Raw genomic sequence first — 14,088 nt, forward strand, 5'->3', positions numbered from 1 at the left:
TTATTATTACTTAATTGTAAGAGGAAACGATGTTAAGTTGTCCAAAATATTGGTAGAATAAGGATAATGAATAAACTGGAGCGAAATATATGAAAAAAATTTTAGAAGTAAATCATTTAAGTAAATCATATGGCTATCGAAACAATAAAGTACAAGTATTGAATAATATTTCTTTTTCTGTAGATCAAGGTGAATTTATAGGAATAATGGGACCAAGTGGTGCAGGTAAATCGACACTATTAAGTACGATTTCAACGATTGCTTTACCAACTACTGGAACAGTCCAAATAGATGGACAAGATATTTTGAAAATGAGAAACAATCAAATCAGTGATTTTCGCCGCAAAGAATTAGGATTTATTTTTCAAGATTTTAACTTAATGGACACACTGACTGTAAGAGATAATATCTTGTTGCCGTTGGCGGTTGATCGAATACCATTAGAAAATATGGAGCAACGCTTGTCCCACGTTACAAATGTCTTAGGGATCAATCAATTATTGAATGATTATCCTAATGCAATCTCAGTTGGGCAAAAGCAACGAGTGGCGGCTGCTCGTGCCTTGATTACTAAACCAAAAATCATCTTTGCCGATGAACCTACAGGAGCTTTGGATTCTAAGTCTGCCGCTGAATTGCTGCAGTATATGACAAACATGAATTTGCAAGACGATGCGACAATCATGATGGTGACACATGATCCTTATACAGCAAGTTATTGTAATCGTATTTTGTTCATAAAAGATGGGGTGATTTTTTCAGAAGTTGTTCGCCAAGGTTCTAGAAAAGAATTCTTTAATCGCGTGATCGATATGCAAGCAACCATTGGTGGAGGTGGTCGAGCGAATGATTTTTAATTTGTCTTGGAAAAATTTCAAGGGCCAATTTCTTAATTACTTAGTTTATTTTGTAAGTATGACGTTTGCAGTAGTTGTGTATTATTGTTTTAGCGCGATTACATACAACAGAACATTAGCCAATCGAGTTGGACAAGAGGTTCACATCAATGGTGCGATGAACTTAGGCGGAATTTTAGTAGTGGTCATGATTTTAGGGTTTATGCTTTCTGCGAATCATTTCTTCTTATTAAAAAGAGGGAAAGAAATAGGCTTATATCATTTGATTGGGATGCGGAAAGGGCAAATATCTTTTCTTTTTTTTGTGGAAACACTCATTTTAGGGGCAGTATCTTTAGTTACCGGAATATTTTTAGGGGTTATCTTCTCTAAATTATTTTCGATGATTTTGGCAAAGGCGATGTTTTTACAAGTAGAGAGTCTGTTTTTTGTTTCGATTCCATCGATGATCCAAACGGGTTTAGTCTTTGTTTTCATGTTAATAATGGTTTCCCTTCGAAGTACATGGTTGATTTATCGGTACCAAGTAACCAATTTGCTTAAAACAGTGGAAAAAAATGCAGTGAGCTCAAATAATTTATCTGTAGTTAAAATATGCTTAGGTGTTATCGGTGTTGTTTTTATTTGTATAGGTTATTTTTTATCATACAATGTCATTCGTTTTGGGACTGCTTTGACTCATACAAGGTTGGGTTTTGCAGGGTTTTTAGTCGCTCCTTTGGTGTTTATGTTTATTTGTATAGTAGGAACTTATTTGTTTTTTAAATACACCATGTCGTTGATTGCTTATTTGTTTGGAAAAAACAAACAAAATTATTATCGAAATATGAATATGCTTGCACTAGGAAATACCAAATTGCATATCAAAAGGGGCGGAAATACATTATCTGCAGTCACTATTTTTATCGCAATTGCACTAGGGATGATTGGTGGTGCTGCTTCTATCTATACTATAGGAATGAATTCAGTGAATGTAACAACACCAACTGATTTTATTGTTGTTGAAGACAATTTTAAGGAAATTGAAAAAATAATTAAAAAGGAACCGGATACAAAGATCGAAAGACTGGTTAAATTGAATTATAAGTTGACTGGCAGTCAATTTCATCTTAAAATTGGACAAGATGAACAAGAAAATACAATAGGTCCTATTAATATATTAGGATTATCTAATTATCGAGAATATCAAAAACTAAATCCTTATTTAAAAAATATCGAATTGAAAGAAAAGCAAGATATTGTTGTTTTTGATAGTATCCAAAATATGTTAGGTGGATTTGTTCATTTTGATTCTAATTTTACATTGCCTGATGGAATCGAGCTTGATAAAGTTGAAATACGTCCTGATTATTTAGGTCAAGATTTGATGCGGTACACGTTTCCTACTATTGTTGTGTCGGATGAACAGTATGATGAAATCAATTCAGGGATTTCTTATACATTAATGGCTTTTGATGTTAAGTCTAAAGATGAAGAAGCTTTGTCTGATAAAATAACTGAAATGGTCAAACCAGAGTGGGAAAAACCTGTGTATTATAAATATCAGTGGGTTGATAATCAGTTAGAAGGCTATGTCTCAAAAACGAGCCGACAACCCGAGAAAAAAGAACTGGCAGAGATTTCTGAAAAAGACGAACAAGAATATTGGCAGTTAAACTACACAAATCGCTTCTCGGAGTTAAGATATCAGAGAAGAGTAATGGGATTATTTATTTATGTCGCAATGTTTTTAGGAATATTAGCATTGATTATTACAGGCAGTATCTTAATGCTTCAACAATTTTCAGAAGCAGAACGGGAAAAGGATAGCTATAATCTCTTGAAAAAAATTGGTATTCCTGATAAGGAAATCACCAAACTCGTTTATCAACAGAATAGTATTATTTTCTTTCCACCAATGATTATTGGTGTTTTACATGCGTCGTTTGCGATTTATGTTTTTAGTAAATATATCTCAAGTTCTGGTTATTGGTTAGCGTATCTTTCTTGTGGTATGTTGATTATTATTTATTTAGCATACTATTTCTTGACATCAGCGATTTATTCGCGAATCATCCATGAGAAAGACCGGAAATAGATTAATTTTTTTTTAAGTGAGCCAACACATCTTTTACCAGAAAAATAAGTAGAAAAAATAAAATTTCTTGTATTTTCTTTTATATAGAGAGGGTGGAACAATAGGTTTGATTTTTGTCCCACGCTCTTTTTTATGCAAAAGTGACAAAACTGTTAGTAGAAAAAAGAGATTTATTCGTGAATTACGTTTCTTTTCTTGAAGGTTTTGATTACAATAACAGTACAAAAATGTGGCTAGATGTATTTTGGGAGGCATGAACTAAGATGAAACAATTTCTTGATAACCCTAATGTACAATATTGGGGAAGATTTATTGGAAAAACGATATTTTATTTTGGCATATTGTTAATGCTGATTTATTTGTATCATTATAAAAATATTGATGGTGGCTCATTTATCTATAATGAGTTTTAGGGAGGGAATACTTCATGACGATTTTAACTATTATTGATGCAATCGATCGTTGGGGGATGAAGGAGCCAGACCGGCCCGTTTATATTGAAAACAATCGAACATATACTTATGGAGAATTAAAGAGAGACTCTGATGCAATTGCTGCATACTTACACAAAAACATAGAACAGAGTCGTCCAGTTGTTGTTTATGGAGAATTAGAATTTGAAATGCTAGCGTGTTTTTTAGGTGCTTCAAAAGCAGGACATGCGTATATACCAATCGAAGCACACACGCCTCAAGAAAGAGTCGAGATGATCTTAGAGGTGGCTGATCCTGCAGTCATTTTTGCAGTGAAAGAATGGCCGAAAATGAAAACAACAGCTACAATCGTTTCACTTGAAGAAATGGCGGAGATTTGTAAAACATCGTCTACATTAGAGACACCCTTAAAACCAGTTATTGGTTCACAGACCTATTATATTATTTTTACGTCGGGCACAACTGGGGTACCAAAAGGGGTTCAAATCAGTCATGACAACCTTTTAAGCTTTGTGAATTGGGAATTGACAGATTTTGGAGTTACTGAAGGCATGCGCTTTTTATCGCAGGCGCCGTACTCGTTTGACTTATCAGTGATGGATGTTTATCCAGCGTTAGCTTCAGGCGGTTCGTTGACGCCAATGCGCAAAGAGGTCATTAATGACTTTAAGCAACTGTTTACTGTATTACCAAATCTAGAAATAGAAGTTTGGGTTTCAACACCGTCATTTATGGATATTTGCTTGATGGAGCCTACATTTGATGGAGAACATGTTGAAAGTTTAAAGATTTTTCTGTTTTGTGGAGAAGAATTGCCTAAAGCCACGGCGCAGAAATTACTTGAGCGTTTCCCTAAAGCACATATTTTTAATACGTATGGCCCAACTGAAGCCACTGTAGCTGTTTCTGGCGTGGAAATTACACAAGAAATTTTAGATGGATATGATCGTGTACCAATTGGTCAAGTTAAAAAAGATACGAATATTTACATTATGAATGATGAGCAAGAAGTTCCAGCAGGAGAAGTCGGTGAAATCGTGATCGCAGGACCGAGTGTTTCCAAAGGATATTTGCATAATCCAGAAAAAACAGCGGAAGCCTTTTTTGAATACAAGGGTCAACCAGCTTATCGTACAGGAGATGCTGGAAAACTAAAAGAGGGTATGTTGGTTTATGACGGACGAATCGATTTTCAGGTAAAACTTCATGGTTATAGAATCGAACTTGAAGATATAGATCATCATTTAGCGGGGGTTTCTTATGTAAAACAAGCAGCCGTCGTACCAAAATATCAGCAGCATAAAGTGCAACAATTAGTCGCCTTTGTTGTAGCTAATCCTCATGAGTTTGAAAAAGAATTCAAGTTGACCAAAGCGATCAAAGAAGAACTCAGCGCAACGGTGATGGATTACATGATTCCACAAAAATTCATTTATGTTGAACAATTGCCATTGACTGCTAATGGAAAGATTGACCGTAAAGGGTTGATGAATGAGGTGAACCCAACATGATCGATTTTCCACATATGATTCCATATGCGAATCCGATTTATTTTATTTACTTACTACTTGCACTTTTACCAATGATTCTTACGTTGTTGATTAAAGGGAAACGTTGGGCTTGGTACCAAGTCTTAGTAACAGTGTTATTCTTGTACATGAGTTTTGGCGGTGAAGATTGGAAACAAGGAATAGCACTTATTGTGTACGTTGTTTGGCAGACGATCTTAGTCTGGTTTTATTTCCATTATCGTCAAAAGAAAAATACAAGTTCGGTCTTTTATTTAGCTGTCTTTTTGGCTATTTTACCTCTAGTCTTAGTTAAAGTGGTTCCGTTTGTTTCAGGACATGCTTCATTACTAGGCTTCCTAGGAATATCGTATTTGACGTTTAAGTCTGTGCAAATCATCATGGAAATGCGCGATGGTTCGATTAAGGAATATAACATTTTTCGCTATGTTCAATTTCTATTATTCTTTCCAACCATTTCCTCAGGACCAATTGATCGTTATCGCCGTTTTGAAAAAGATGTTGCGACTCCGCCAACTCCTGAAAAGTATATTGATTTTTTAGGGAAAGGAATTCATAACTTTTTCTTGGGCTTCTTATATAAATTTATTATTGGGTATTATTTTGGTCAAGTGTTGATGCCAGTTGTAAGCAAGTTAGCCTTGAAAACAGGGGGCTTTTCTTGGGAACTCGTTGCCTATATGTATATTTATAGTATGTACTTATTCTTTGATTTTGCAGGTTACAGTTTGTTTGCTGTTGGGACGAGCTATTTGATGGGCTATGAAACACCAGTCAACTTCAATAAGCCGTTTTTGAGCTGGAATATCAAAGAGTTTTGGAATCGTTGGCATATGACCTTATCATTTTGGTTCCGTGATTACGTCTATATGCGTTTGATGTTTACCTTGATTAAGAAAAAAGTGTTTAAAAGTAGAATCGTGGCTTCAAATGTGGGCTACTTTGCTTTATTCTTATTGATGGGCGTTTGGCATGGCCTTACCTGGTATTATCTAGCCTATGGCGTGTATCACGCCGCGTTGATTTGTTTGACGGATGCTTGGTTGAGATTTAAGAAAAAACATAAAGAGCAGATTCCATCCAATAAATTTACACATGCGTTTGCGATTTTCTTAACATTTAATGCAGTTTGCTTTAGTTTCTTGATTTTTTCAGGATTTTTAGATACATTATTCTTTAAATAAAAACAAAAATAAACCACAGTTGAAGACTGTACAATAGAGGAGAACTAGACATGAATTTAGAAGAAACAGTTTTAGATATTTTAGAAGAAATTTCCGGAACAGACGAAGTGAAAGAAAATAGAGATGTCGATTTATTTGAAGAAGGCTTGATGGATTCATTAGCAACAGTTCAATTGTTAGTTGAAATCGATGGGCAATTAGGAGTACAAGTGCCAGTTTCAGAATTCGACCGCGATTTATGGAACACACCAAATAAAGTTATTGAACAAGTGAAAGCATTACAATAATGAGCATGAAGAAAAAACTCTTTGGAATCTTTGGACCGATTCTGATTTCCGCGGTTCTACTAGTTGCTTTTTTCTTTGCACCATTTAAAATAGATTTGGATAGCAAACGTGTACTAGCTGATGCATCTACTTCTATGGCGACTAATGTGCTTAGAGGCAATGCAATCAAAAACAAAGCAATCGGTTCAAAGGAGTATATTCCTTTTTTTGGCTCTTCTGAATTAAGCAGAATTAGTCCATTCCATCCTTCTGTGTTAGCTGAAAAATATGATCGAAACTATCGTCCATTTTTATTAGGGGCTCCAGGGACGCAATCGTTAACACAGGCGTTGATGATGCAGTCAATGGGAAAAAATCTTTCACACAAAAAAGTGGTCTTTATTATTTCACCACAATGGTTTGTGAAAGACGGTGTAACGAATGATTATTTTAATGCGTATTATTCTGAGCTTCAAACATATCAATGGGTCAGCGACTTAAAAAAAGTCACTGAAGATGATGTTTATCTGGCGACTCGTTTAATGGAGTTTCCAAAAGTGAAAGAAGACAAACGCTTAGATCGCGCGTTGGAAGCCATTATTTCTGGTGAATTACCGAATCAATCAGATAAGCGTTATATTGATTTAATGATCAATATGTTTTCACGTGAAGATGAATTATTTGGTAAAATCGGCATGATAAGTAAAGGCAAAGAAATTAAAAAAGCAGAAAAAAAATTACCTAATACCTATAATGAAAAAGAGTTAGATCATTTGGCGGCCGAAATTGGCCAAAAAGCGACGAGTAATAATTCATTTGAAATTTCCAATTCATTTTATACGAAACGTTTGAAGAAAAAATTGAATCACTTGGAAAATTCGCAGACAGAATTGGATTACCGTTTCTCTCCTGAATTTTCTGATTTACAATTAGTGCTGACTCAATTAGCGCAGGATAATGCGGAGGTACTCTTTATTATTCCGCCAGTCAACAAGCACTGGTCGGACTTTACAGGACTTTCTCAAGAGATGTTGCAGGACTTTTCCAAAAAGATTAAGTATCAACTAACAAGCCAAGGGTTCACTAATATTGCAGACTTTACGAAAGAATGTAATACGCAGTACTTTATGGCGGATACAATTCATCTAGGCTGGCGCGGTTGGCTAGCTGCTGATCAACGAATTCAGCCTTTTCTTGAAGAAAATACAAGTAAAAGACCAACTTATAAATTAGACGGATCATTTTACTCAAAAGAATGGCAAGAAAAAAATCCTAAAGATATTAAAAATTAACCATGGATTGAAGCGTTCAAAAGTAAGGCAAGACTAAAAATTAGTTTTGTCTTGCTTTTTTTTATTTTTAATAGCAGATGAATGGTATAATAAGTGGGAATCTATATTTGAAGGAGGCTTTATATTTTGGATCATAACGAAGAAAAAATGCTGATTGAATTGACGAATGCTAAAGGGGTACCTGGCAATGAGGGAGAAGTCAGAGACCTATTTAAGAAATACGCGGAACCTTTTGCAGATAAAATCATATACGATGGACTAGGTAGTATTATTGCTAAGCGTGTTGGGGATAAAGAAGGACCTAAAATTTTCTTTTCTGGTCATTTGGATGAAGTCGGTTTTATGGTAACACAAATCACTGAAAAAGGCTTTATCAAATTCCAGACACTTGGTGGTTGGTGGGGACAAGTTATGTTGGCTCAACAAGTGCAAATTAAAACTGGTAAAGGGGATCTATTTCATGGTGTGATTGGATCAAAACCACCTCATGTTTTAACAGCAGAGGCGAGAAAACAACCATATGATGTCGCAGATATGTTTATTGATATTGGTGCATCTAGTGATAAACAAGTAGCTGAATGGGGTATTAAACCAGGGGATATGATCACACCTTATATTGAATATCGTCGGATGAATGATACTAAATTTATGTTAGCTAAGGCTTGGGATAATCGTATTGGTACAGCTGTTTCCCTAAAAGTCTTAGAAAACCTAGCAACTGATGGACATCCAAATATCTTATTTGCTGGAAGTGATGTACAAGAAGAAGTTGGATTACGTGGTGCTCAAACTAGTACTCATTTGGTTGATCCAGACATTGCTTTTGCACTAGATACAGGCACTGCAGGAGATACACCGGGGATGACACCTAAGGAAGCTGATTCTGAATTAGGAAAAGGTCCGCAAATCCTGATTTTTGATGCGTCAATGATCCCACATAAAAAGTTACGTGATTTTGTGATCCAAGTTGCAGAGGAAAATAATATTCCTTTCCAATATACAGTGATCACAGGTGGTGGGACAGATGCTGGTAGAATGCATTTAACTAGAAATGGTGTACCGTCACTTGCAATTACAGTTCCTGTTCGTTATTTACATTCTCATACATCAATGATTCATGAAGATGATTATTTAAATACTGTAAAATTAGTGACAGAAGTTGTGAAGCGATTAGATAAAGAAACAGTAGAAAAGCTTCGCAGTTATTAAACAAAAAGGAGAGACATTACATGAAAAGTCAAATTACAAACGGAATGCATCGTGAGCAAGCGCGAATATCATTGAAAAATCAATGGGGAACAATGGCTTGGATCACATTCTTAGCCGTATTTATCCGATTGATCATTAGTTCAGTGTTGAGCAGCATTGCCAATTTACCTGAGGATAGTGCTGGAAACAATTTTATGTCATTTTTACTGAATAATTTCCTCTTTTTTGCTATTACTTATGGGACTTATTTTTGTGCGTTGCAAGTATTACGAGGAAAAAGAGTACAAGTCGGAATGTTAACAACCATTTTTCAAGGCAAATTTTATTTTCCAATGTTATTGATCAATCTTATCCAATATCTAGTTGAGTTAGTGCTTAATTTAGTTGTATTATTGCCAGTATTTCTATCATATGGTGCTGCTTTGTACTTCGGCTTGATGTTCAATACAGTGTCTGTTGCCCAATTTCAAGCTCAATTGAGCGGAGATATCTTTTTAGCCTTATTATTGATTGTTTTTGGATTATTAATGATATTTGTCGGTATTTTTGTCAGTGGAGTATTCCAATTTGCTGTATGGGTAAAAATTGACGATCCTGAATTATCTGTAGTAGATGCAATCAAATATGCGTTATTCTTAATGAAAGATCGTTTTGGTCAATATTTACTTTTACAACTTTCATTTATTGGATGGTTTATCATTGGGATATTAGTATTCTTCATCGGTTTATTATGGGTGGTTCCATATCACGATGTTGCGATTGCCAGTTTCTATGACACAGCTCGTGAAGAAAAAGGTGCACCAACAATAGTTGAATAAAAATAGAAAAAGAACAATCTTTTGATACGATTGTTCTTTTTTTTGTGTATAAGTACAAATAATTGTCTCCAATTTCCTATTGTGTGTTACCATTAAGTGAAGAATAATCATGGAGGTCGATGAAGTTGAAAATAACCGTTTTAGGATGTTTAGGTGCTTATCCTTATAAAGGCGAAGGAACTAGTTCTTATTTGCTGGAATCCGATGGTTTCAAACTATTATTAGATGCTGGAAGTACGACATTAGTTAATCTAGAAGAGCATCTCGATCCGTTAACATTGGATGCTGTGATCTTGTCTCATTATCATTACGATCATATCGCAGATCTTGGAGTGTTGCAGTATTATCGTCAACTATATCCAGTGATGGAACCAACACCTGTGTTACCGATTTATGGTCATACCGAGGATTCTATTCATTTTGAAGCGTTAAATATGCCAGGAGTATCTAAAGCCGTGCCTTATTTTGAAGCAGAAGAATTAAAATTGGGTCCGTTTCTTGTGACATTTATGAAAACAATTCATCCAGTTCCTTGTTATGCGATGCGTTTTGTAGAAGAAAAAACAGGGAAAGTTTTTGTTTTCACGGGTGACTCTGGTTACATGGCGAGTTTTGTCGACTTTGCTAGAGAGGCCGATGTCTTCTTAGCAGATACGTATTTGTTTGAAGGAAATGAAAACCACCATGCTCATTTTACCTCAAAAGAATCAGGGGAAATTGCGCAAGCAGCCAATGTTAAAAAACTGATATTAACGCACCTGCCACAACATGGCTCACTAAAAGAGTTACAACAACAAGCACAAAAAGCGGCAGGTAACCAAGTGTCTGTTTGTTTAGCAGAGAAAAATTTAGTCATCGAAATTTAAGGAGTGGTGAAAAGTGATATTTGTACCAAATGAAAATAATGACCCAAGAGTAAATTTAGCGATCGAAACGTATTTATTAAAAGAAAAGCCATTAGATGAGCCAATTTTATTATTTTATATCAACGACCCATCGATCATTATTGGTCGTAATCAAAATACGATTGAAGAAATCAACAAAGAGTATGTAGATGAACATGGGATTCATGTAGTTCGTCGTTTAAGCGGCGGTGGCGCTGTGTATCATGACCATGGGAATTTGAATTTTAGTTTTATCATGCCAGATGATGGCAATTCTTTCCGCGACTTTGCAAAAGTAACACAACCAATCATCCAAGCATTACACGAACTAGGTGTTTCTGGTGCAGAATTAAAAGGTCGAAACGACTTAGTTATTGAGGGTATGAAGTTCTCTGGAAATGCGATGTACGCAACGGCTGGAAGAATGTTTGCTCATGGGACATTGATGTTTGACAGTAATATCGATGAAGTTGTCAATACATTAAAAGTCCGTAAAGATAAAATCGAATCAAAAGGAATTAAATCTGTTCGTTCACGCGTAACCAATATCAAACCGTTTTTACCAGCGGATAAGCAAGATATGACTACAGAGGAATTTCGTGAAGATATTTTATTGAAAATTTTTGGTGTTGATTCTGTTGATCAAGTAAAAACATACGAACTGACCGATGAAGACTGGGAAAAAATCAATAAGATCTCTGATGAATATTATCGTAATTGGGATTGGAATTATGGAAAATCACCAGCCTTTAATTTGGAACGTCATCAACGTTTTCCAATCGGATCCATCGATGCGCAGATGAACGTAGAAGAGGGTGAAATCAAGGAAATCAAAATCTTTGGTGATTTCTTTGGTTTAGGTGAAATAAAAGATGTCGAAGATATTTTAACTGGCACAAAATATGAAAAATCAGCAATCCAAGAAGCTGTCGATCAGATTGATATCAAAAAATATTTTGGGAACATTGAAAAAGATGATTTAGTTGGTTTGCTTTATTAAGTAAAATAAAAAAATGCAGTAAAACGAGAGAATCGTTTTACTGCATTTTTTTAATCGTCGGCTACTTAGTGAAACAAAGTAGTTGACATTTCCACTACTGAGTTTTACTATATACTAGTACTTAATAATACTAGGTAGAAGAGGTTAGATTAACAGTATAAAGAGTAGGCGGTGGGAACTATGAACGGAACGACAGAAATGCTAAAGGGAGTTTTAGAAGGTGTTATTCTAGAAATCATCAATCGACATGAAACATATGGATATGAAATAACGAGTAATTTACAAAAGTATGGATTTGAAGATATCGTGGAAGGAACAGTTTATACCATTCTTTTACGCTTAGAAAAAAAGCAATTCGTTACGATTGCAAAGAAAAAATCAACAGTGGGGCCAATGCGCAAATTTTATTCGTTAAATGAAGCTGGACAAAAAGAACTCGCTTTGTTTTGGCAACGTTGGTCATTTATTTCAGGACAGATTGATCGATTGAAGGAGGGACAAGAGGATGAAAAATAAAAATGTGATTAACTATTTCAAACAAGTTCATGCCGATAAGGTAGAATACAATAAACAAATGGCACGATTAAAAGAATTGCCGGCGGACTATCAAGTCGTTTATAAAGAAGTTCAAAAATTTTTATGGGAGTTTACAGCAGGCGATGGAATGGATATGCTTCCGCCGATGTTAGAATTGTTGGATTTCTTTGAAGAAGGTGCGACAAATAATATACCTGTCTTACAATTAGTTGGTGAAGATGTAGGGTCGTTTGCAGAAAATACATTACATGAAATGCAGGCTAAAACACGAATCAATGAACTAAAGCGGAAGATGAACGAACGAATTGTTAAAAAAATTAATAACTAATCAAGAAGCATTAGTATAAAGGATGAAAATTCTTTTTTGACATCATATCTTTCTATTCGTATAATAAAGAAGTAAATTTTATCAATAGTAAATCTGATGTAGAAAAAAGATTAAGATAGTAAAAGGACCAAGGAATCAGATGTGTTCCTTGTACTGTTCAACATCAGCTCATAAAAATATTCGCTGTGTTTCACAGTAAAAGGAGCAATAATATGCGTAACGAAATGATGCATCGACCAGTTGTGAAACAAGAACTTGTTGATTTTATGCGAAATAAACAAAAGAAAGTTCAAGGAGAGCTTGGGGTAATCGAAGAAGAAGCTCATGAAGCTGGAGTACCGATCATTCCTCATGAAACAGTCGTGTTCTTACAATTTTTCTTAGATCAAATCAAACCCAAGAATATTCTCGAAATAGGTACGGCAATTGGTTTTTCTTCAAGCCTAATGGCACAATACGTCGGAGAAGACGGACATGTCACGACGATTGATCGGTTTGATGTAATGATTAGAAAAGCGAAAGTTACATATGAACGTTTAGGATTAACAGATAAAGTGACGTTATTAGAAGGACAAGCAGCAGAAGTATTACCGACATTAACTGGACCATATGACTTTATTTTTATGGACAGCGCTAAATCCAAATATATTGAATTTTTGCCGGAATGTTTGCGTTTATTACGTGTTGGTGGCGTATTGATGGTAGATGATGTATTCCAAGCAGGAACGATTTTAGATCCTATCGAGGACATCCCACGCAGTCAAAGAACGATCCATAGAAAGTTGAATCAATTTTTAGATACAGTCATGACCCATCCTGATTTGACGTCAACTTTGTTGCCGTTAGGTGATGGTGTGATCATGATCACAAAAGAACGAGAAATAACTGAATAATGATTTTACGGCTTGGATCAGGATTTAATTATTTTGATCTAAGTTTTTTTTATGTGATAATAAAGGAGTGAATATTGATGAGGTCAGATAAAGAGAAAGTTCAAGTGTTAAATAATTTAGTAGCACATTATGGTTATCAACATTGGTGGGAAGATGAAAATCGAATTTCTGATTGGGTATCGATGATTTTGATCCAACAAACGACTGAAAAAAATGCACATAAAGCGTTAGAAAATTTAGCTCCTTATTTGACTGTAGAAAGCTTGCAGACAATAGAGTTGGAAACTTTACAAGAACTGATTCGTCCAGCAGGATTTTTTACCCAAAAAAGTAACTATATCAAAGCCTTGATCAATTGGTTTATGTCGCATGGCAGTGATTTTGATAAATTTAAAGCCTATTCTACTGATGAGCTTAGAAAAGAACTTTTGACGATTAAAGGCGTTGGGTCAGAAACAGCGGATGCGATGCTACTTTATATCTTTGAACGAAATGTTTTTATCTCGGATCAATATGCGATTCGTCTATTTAATCGTTTAGGTTTTGGACCCTATAAAAACTATGAGGAAATGCGTAAGGAGTTTATTCATTTAACAGAATCGATTTCTCATAAGTTGTGCAAAGAGTGGCATGCTACGATAGATGTTCATGGAAAGCATTTTAATAAAGACAAGATGATGGATGAATCATTTTTGATTTCTTAAACTAGTTTATTTTCTTTATTTGGTGTTTAATCTTCATTTAAGTTTCAGGGCGTACACTTTCTTTATCGGAGGGAGA

15 protein-coding genes are annotated in these 14,088 nt (G+C 35.1%); all 15 read left to right on the forward strand.

Annotation, left to right across the window (positions count from 1 at the left end; all coding sequences use genetic code 11):
- Nucleotides 1-89: 89 nt before the first annotated feature.
- The 15 genes from I586_RS07125 (at nucleotide 90) to I586_RS07195 (ending at nucleotide 14,012) form a co-directional block, all read left to right on the forward strand.
- A complete protein-coding gene (locus I586_RS07125; RefSeq protein WP_010765826.1) occupies nucleotides 90-857 on the forward strand; it encodes an ABC transporter ATP-binding protein in 768 nt (255 codons plus the stop codon).
- Nucleotides 847-2,934 (forward strand): ABC transporter permease, encoded by a 2,088-nt coding sequence (locus tag I586_RS07130; protein ID WP_010765825.1) that lies wholly within the window; start codon nucleotides 847-849, stop codon nucleotides 2,932-2,934. Before I586_RS07125 ends, I586_RS07130 begins: the two co-directional genes overlap by 11 nt.
- Before the next feature lie 263 nt (nucleotides 2,935-3,197).
- Nucleotides 3,198-3,347: a teichoic acid D-Ala incorporation-associated protein DltX gene (locus tag I586_RS07135; RefSeq protein ID WP_010765824.1), complete on the forward strand. Its 150-nt coding sequence runs from the start codon at nucleotides 3,198-3,200 to the stop codon at nucleotides 3,345-3,347.
- 14 nt (nucleotides 3,348-3,361) lie between these two features.
- Nucleotides 3,362-4,879 carry a D-alanine--poly(phosphoribitol) ligase subunit DltA gene (gene dltA / locus I586_RS07140; RefSeq protein ID WP_010765823.1) on the forward strand — a complete coding sequence of 506 codons (1,518 nt, stop codon included), beginning with the start codon at nucleotides 3,362-3,364 and terminating at the stop codon, nucleotides 4,877-4,879.
- On the forward strand, nucleotides 4,876-6,081 hold the full coding sequence (gene dltB, locus I586_RS07145; protein ID WP_010765822.1) for a D-alanyl-lipoteichoic acid biosynthesis protein DltB: 1,206 nt from the start codon (nucleotides 4,876-4,878) through the stop codon (nucleotides 6,079-6,081). The genes dltA and dltB overlap by 4 nt, the downstream gene beginning before the upstream one ends.
- A gap of 50 nt (nucleotides 6,082-6,131) precedes the next feature.
- Nucleotides 6,132-6,368 carry a D-alanine--poly(phosphoribitol) ligase subunit DltC gene (gene dltC, locus I586_RS07150; RefSeq protein WP_010765821.1) on the forward strand — a complete coding sequence of 79 codons (237 nt, stop codon included), beginning with the start codon at nucleotides 6,132-6,134 and terminating at the stop codon, nucleotides 6,366-6,368.
- A gap of 5 nt (nucleotides 6,369-6,373) precedes the next feature.
- Complete coding sequence (gene dltD, locus I586_RS07155; RefSeq protein WP_034702210.1) at nucleotides 6,374-7,639, forward strand: D-alanyl-lipoteichoic acid biosynthesis protein DltD; 1,266 nt, start codon at nucleotides 6,374-6,376, stop codon at nucleotides 7,637-7,639.
- A 126-nt stretch (nucleotides 7,640-7,765) separates the two neighbouring features.
- Nucleotides 7,766-8,848, forward strand: a complete 1,083-nt coding sequence (locus tag I586_RS07160) for a M42 family metallopeptidase (protein WP_010765819.1) — start codon at nucleotides 7,766-7,768, stop codon at nucleotides 8,846-8,848.
- Between the two features lie 20 nt (nucleotides 8,849-8,868).
- Entirely contained in the window at nucleotides 8,869-9,666 is a 798-nt protein-coding gene (locus I586_RS07165; RefSeq protein ID WP_010765818.1) for a DUF975 family protein, read from the forward strand.
- Nucleotides 9,667-9,791: 125 nt separating this feature from the next.
- Nucleotides 9,792-10,532 (forward strand): MBL fold metallo-hydrolase, encoded by a 741-nt coding sequence (locus I586_RS07170; RefSeq protein ID WP_010765817.1) that lies wholly within the window; start codon nucleotides 9,792-9,794, stop codon nucleotides 10,530-10,532.
- Between the two features lie 13 nt (nucleotides 10,533-10,545).
- Nucleotides 10,546-11,550: a lipoate--protein ligase gene (gene lplA / locus I586_RS07175; RefSeq protein ID WP_010765816.1), complete on the forward strand. Its 1,005-nt coding sequence runs from the start codon at nucleotides 10,546-10,548 to the stop codon at nucleotides 11,548-11,550.
- A 180-nt stretch (nucleotides 11,551-11,730) separates the two neighbouring features.
- Nucleotides 11,731-12,066, forward strand: a complete 336-nt coding sequence (locus tag I586_RS07180; protein WP_010765815.1) for a PadR family transcriptional regulator — start codon at nucleotides 11,731-11,733, stop codon at nucleotides 12,064-12,066.
- Nucleotides 12,056-12,415 (forward strand): DUF1048 domain-containing protein, encoded by a 360-nt coding sequence (locus tag I586_RS07185; protein ID WP_010765814.1) that lies wholly within the window; start codon nucleotides 12,056-12,058, stop codon nucleotides 12,413-12,415. Before I586_RS07180 ends, I586_RS07185 begins: the two co-directional genes overlap by 11 nt.
- A gap of 212 nt (nucleotides 12,416-12,627) precedes the next feature.
- Complete coding sequence (locus tag I586_RS07190) at nucleotides 12,628-13,308, forward strand: O-methyltransferase (RefSeq protein ID WP_010765813.1); 681 nt, start codon at nucleotides 12,628-12,630, stop codon at nucleotides 13,306-13,308.
- Nucleotides 13,309-13,385: 77 nt separating this feature from the next.
- Nucleotides 13,386-14,012: an endonuclease III domain-containing protein gene (locus I586_RS07195; protein ID WP_010765812.1), complete on the forward strand. Its 627-nt coding sequence runs from the start codon at nucleotides 13,386-13,388 to the stop codon at nucleotides 14,010-14,012.
- The last annotated feature ends 76 nt before the right edge of the window (nucleotides 14,013-14,088 follow it).

The organism is Enterococcus moraviensis ATCC BAA-383, from assembly GCF_000407445.1.
Taxonomy (GTDB): Bacteria; Bacillota; Bacilli; order Lactobacillales; family Enterococcaceae; genus Enterococcus_L; species Enterococcus_L moraviensis.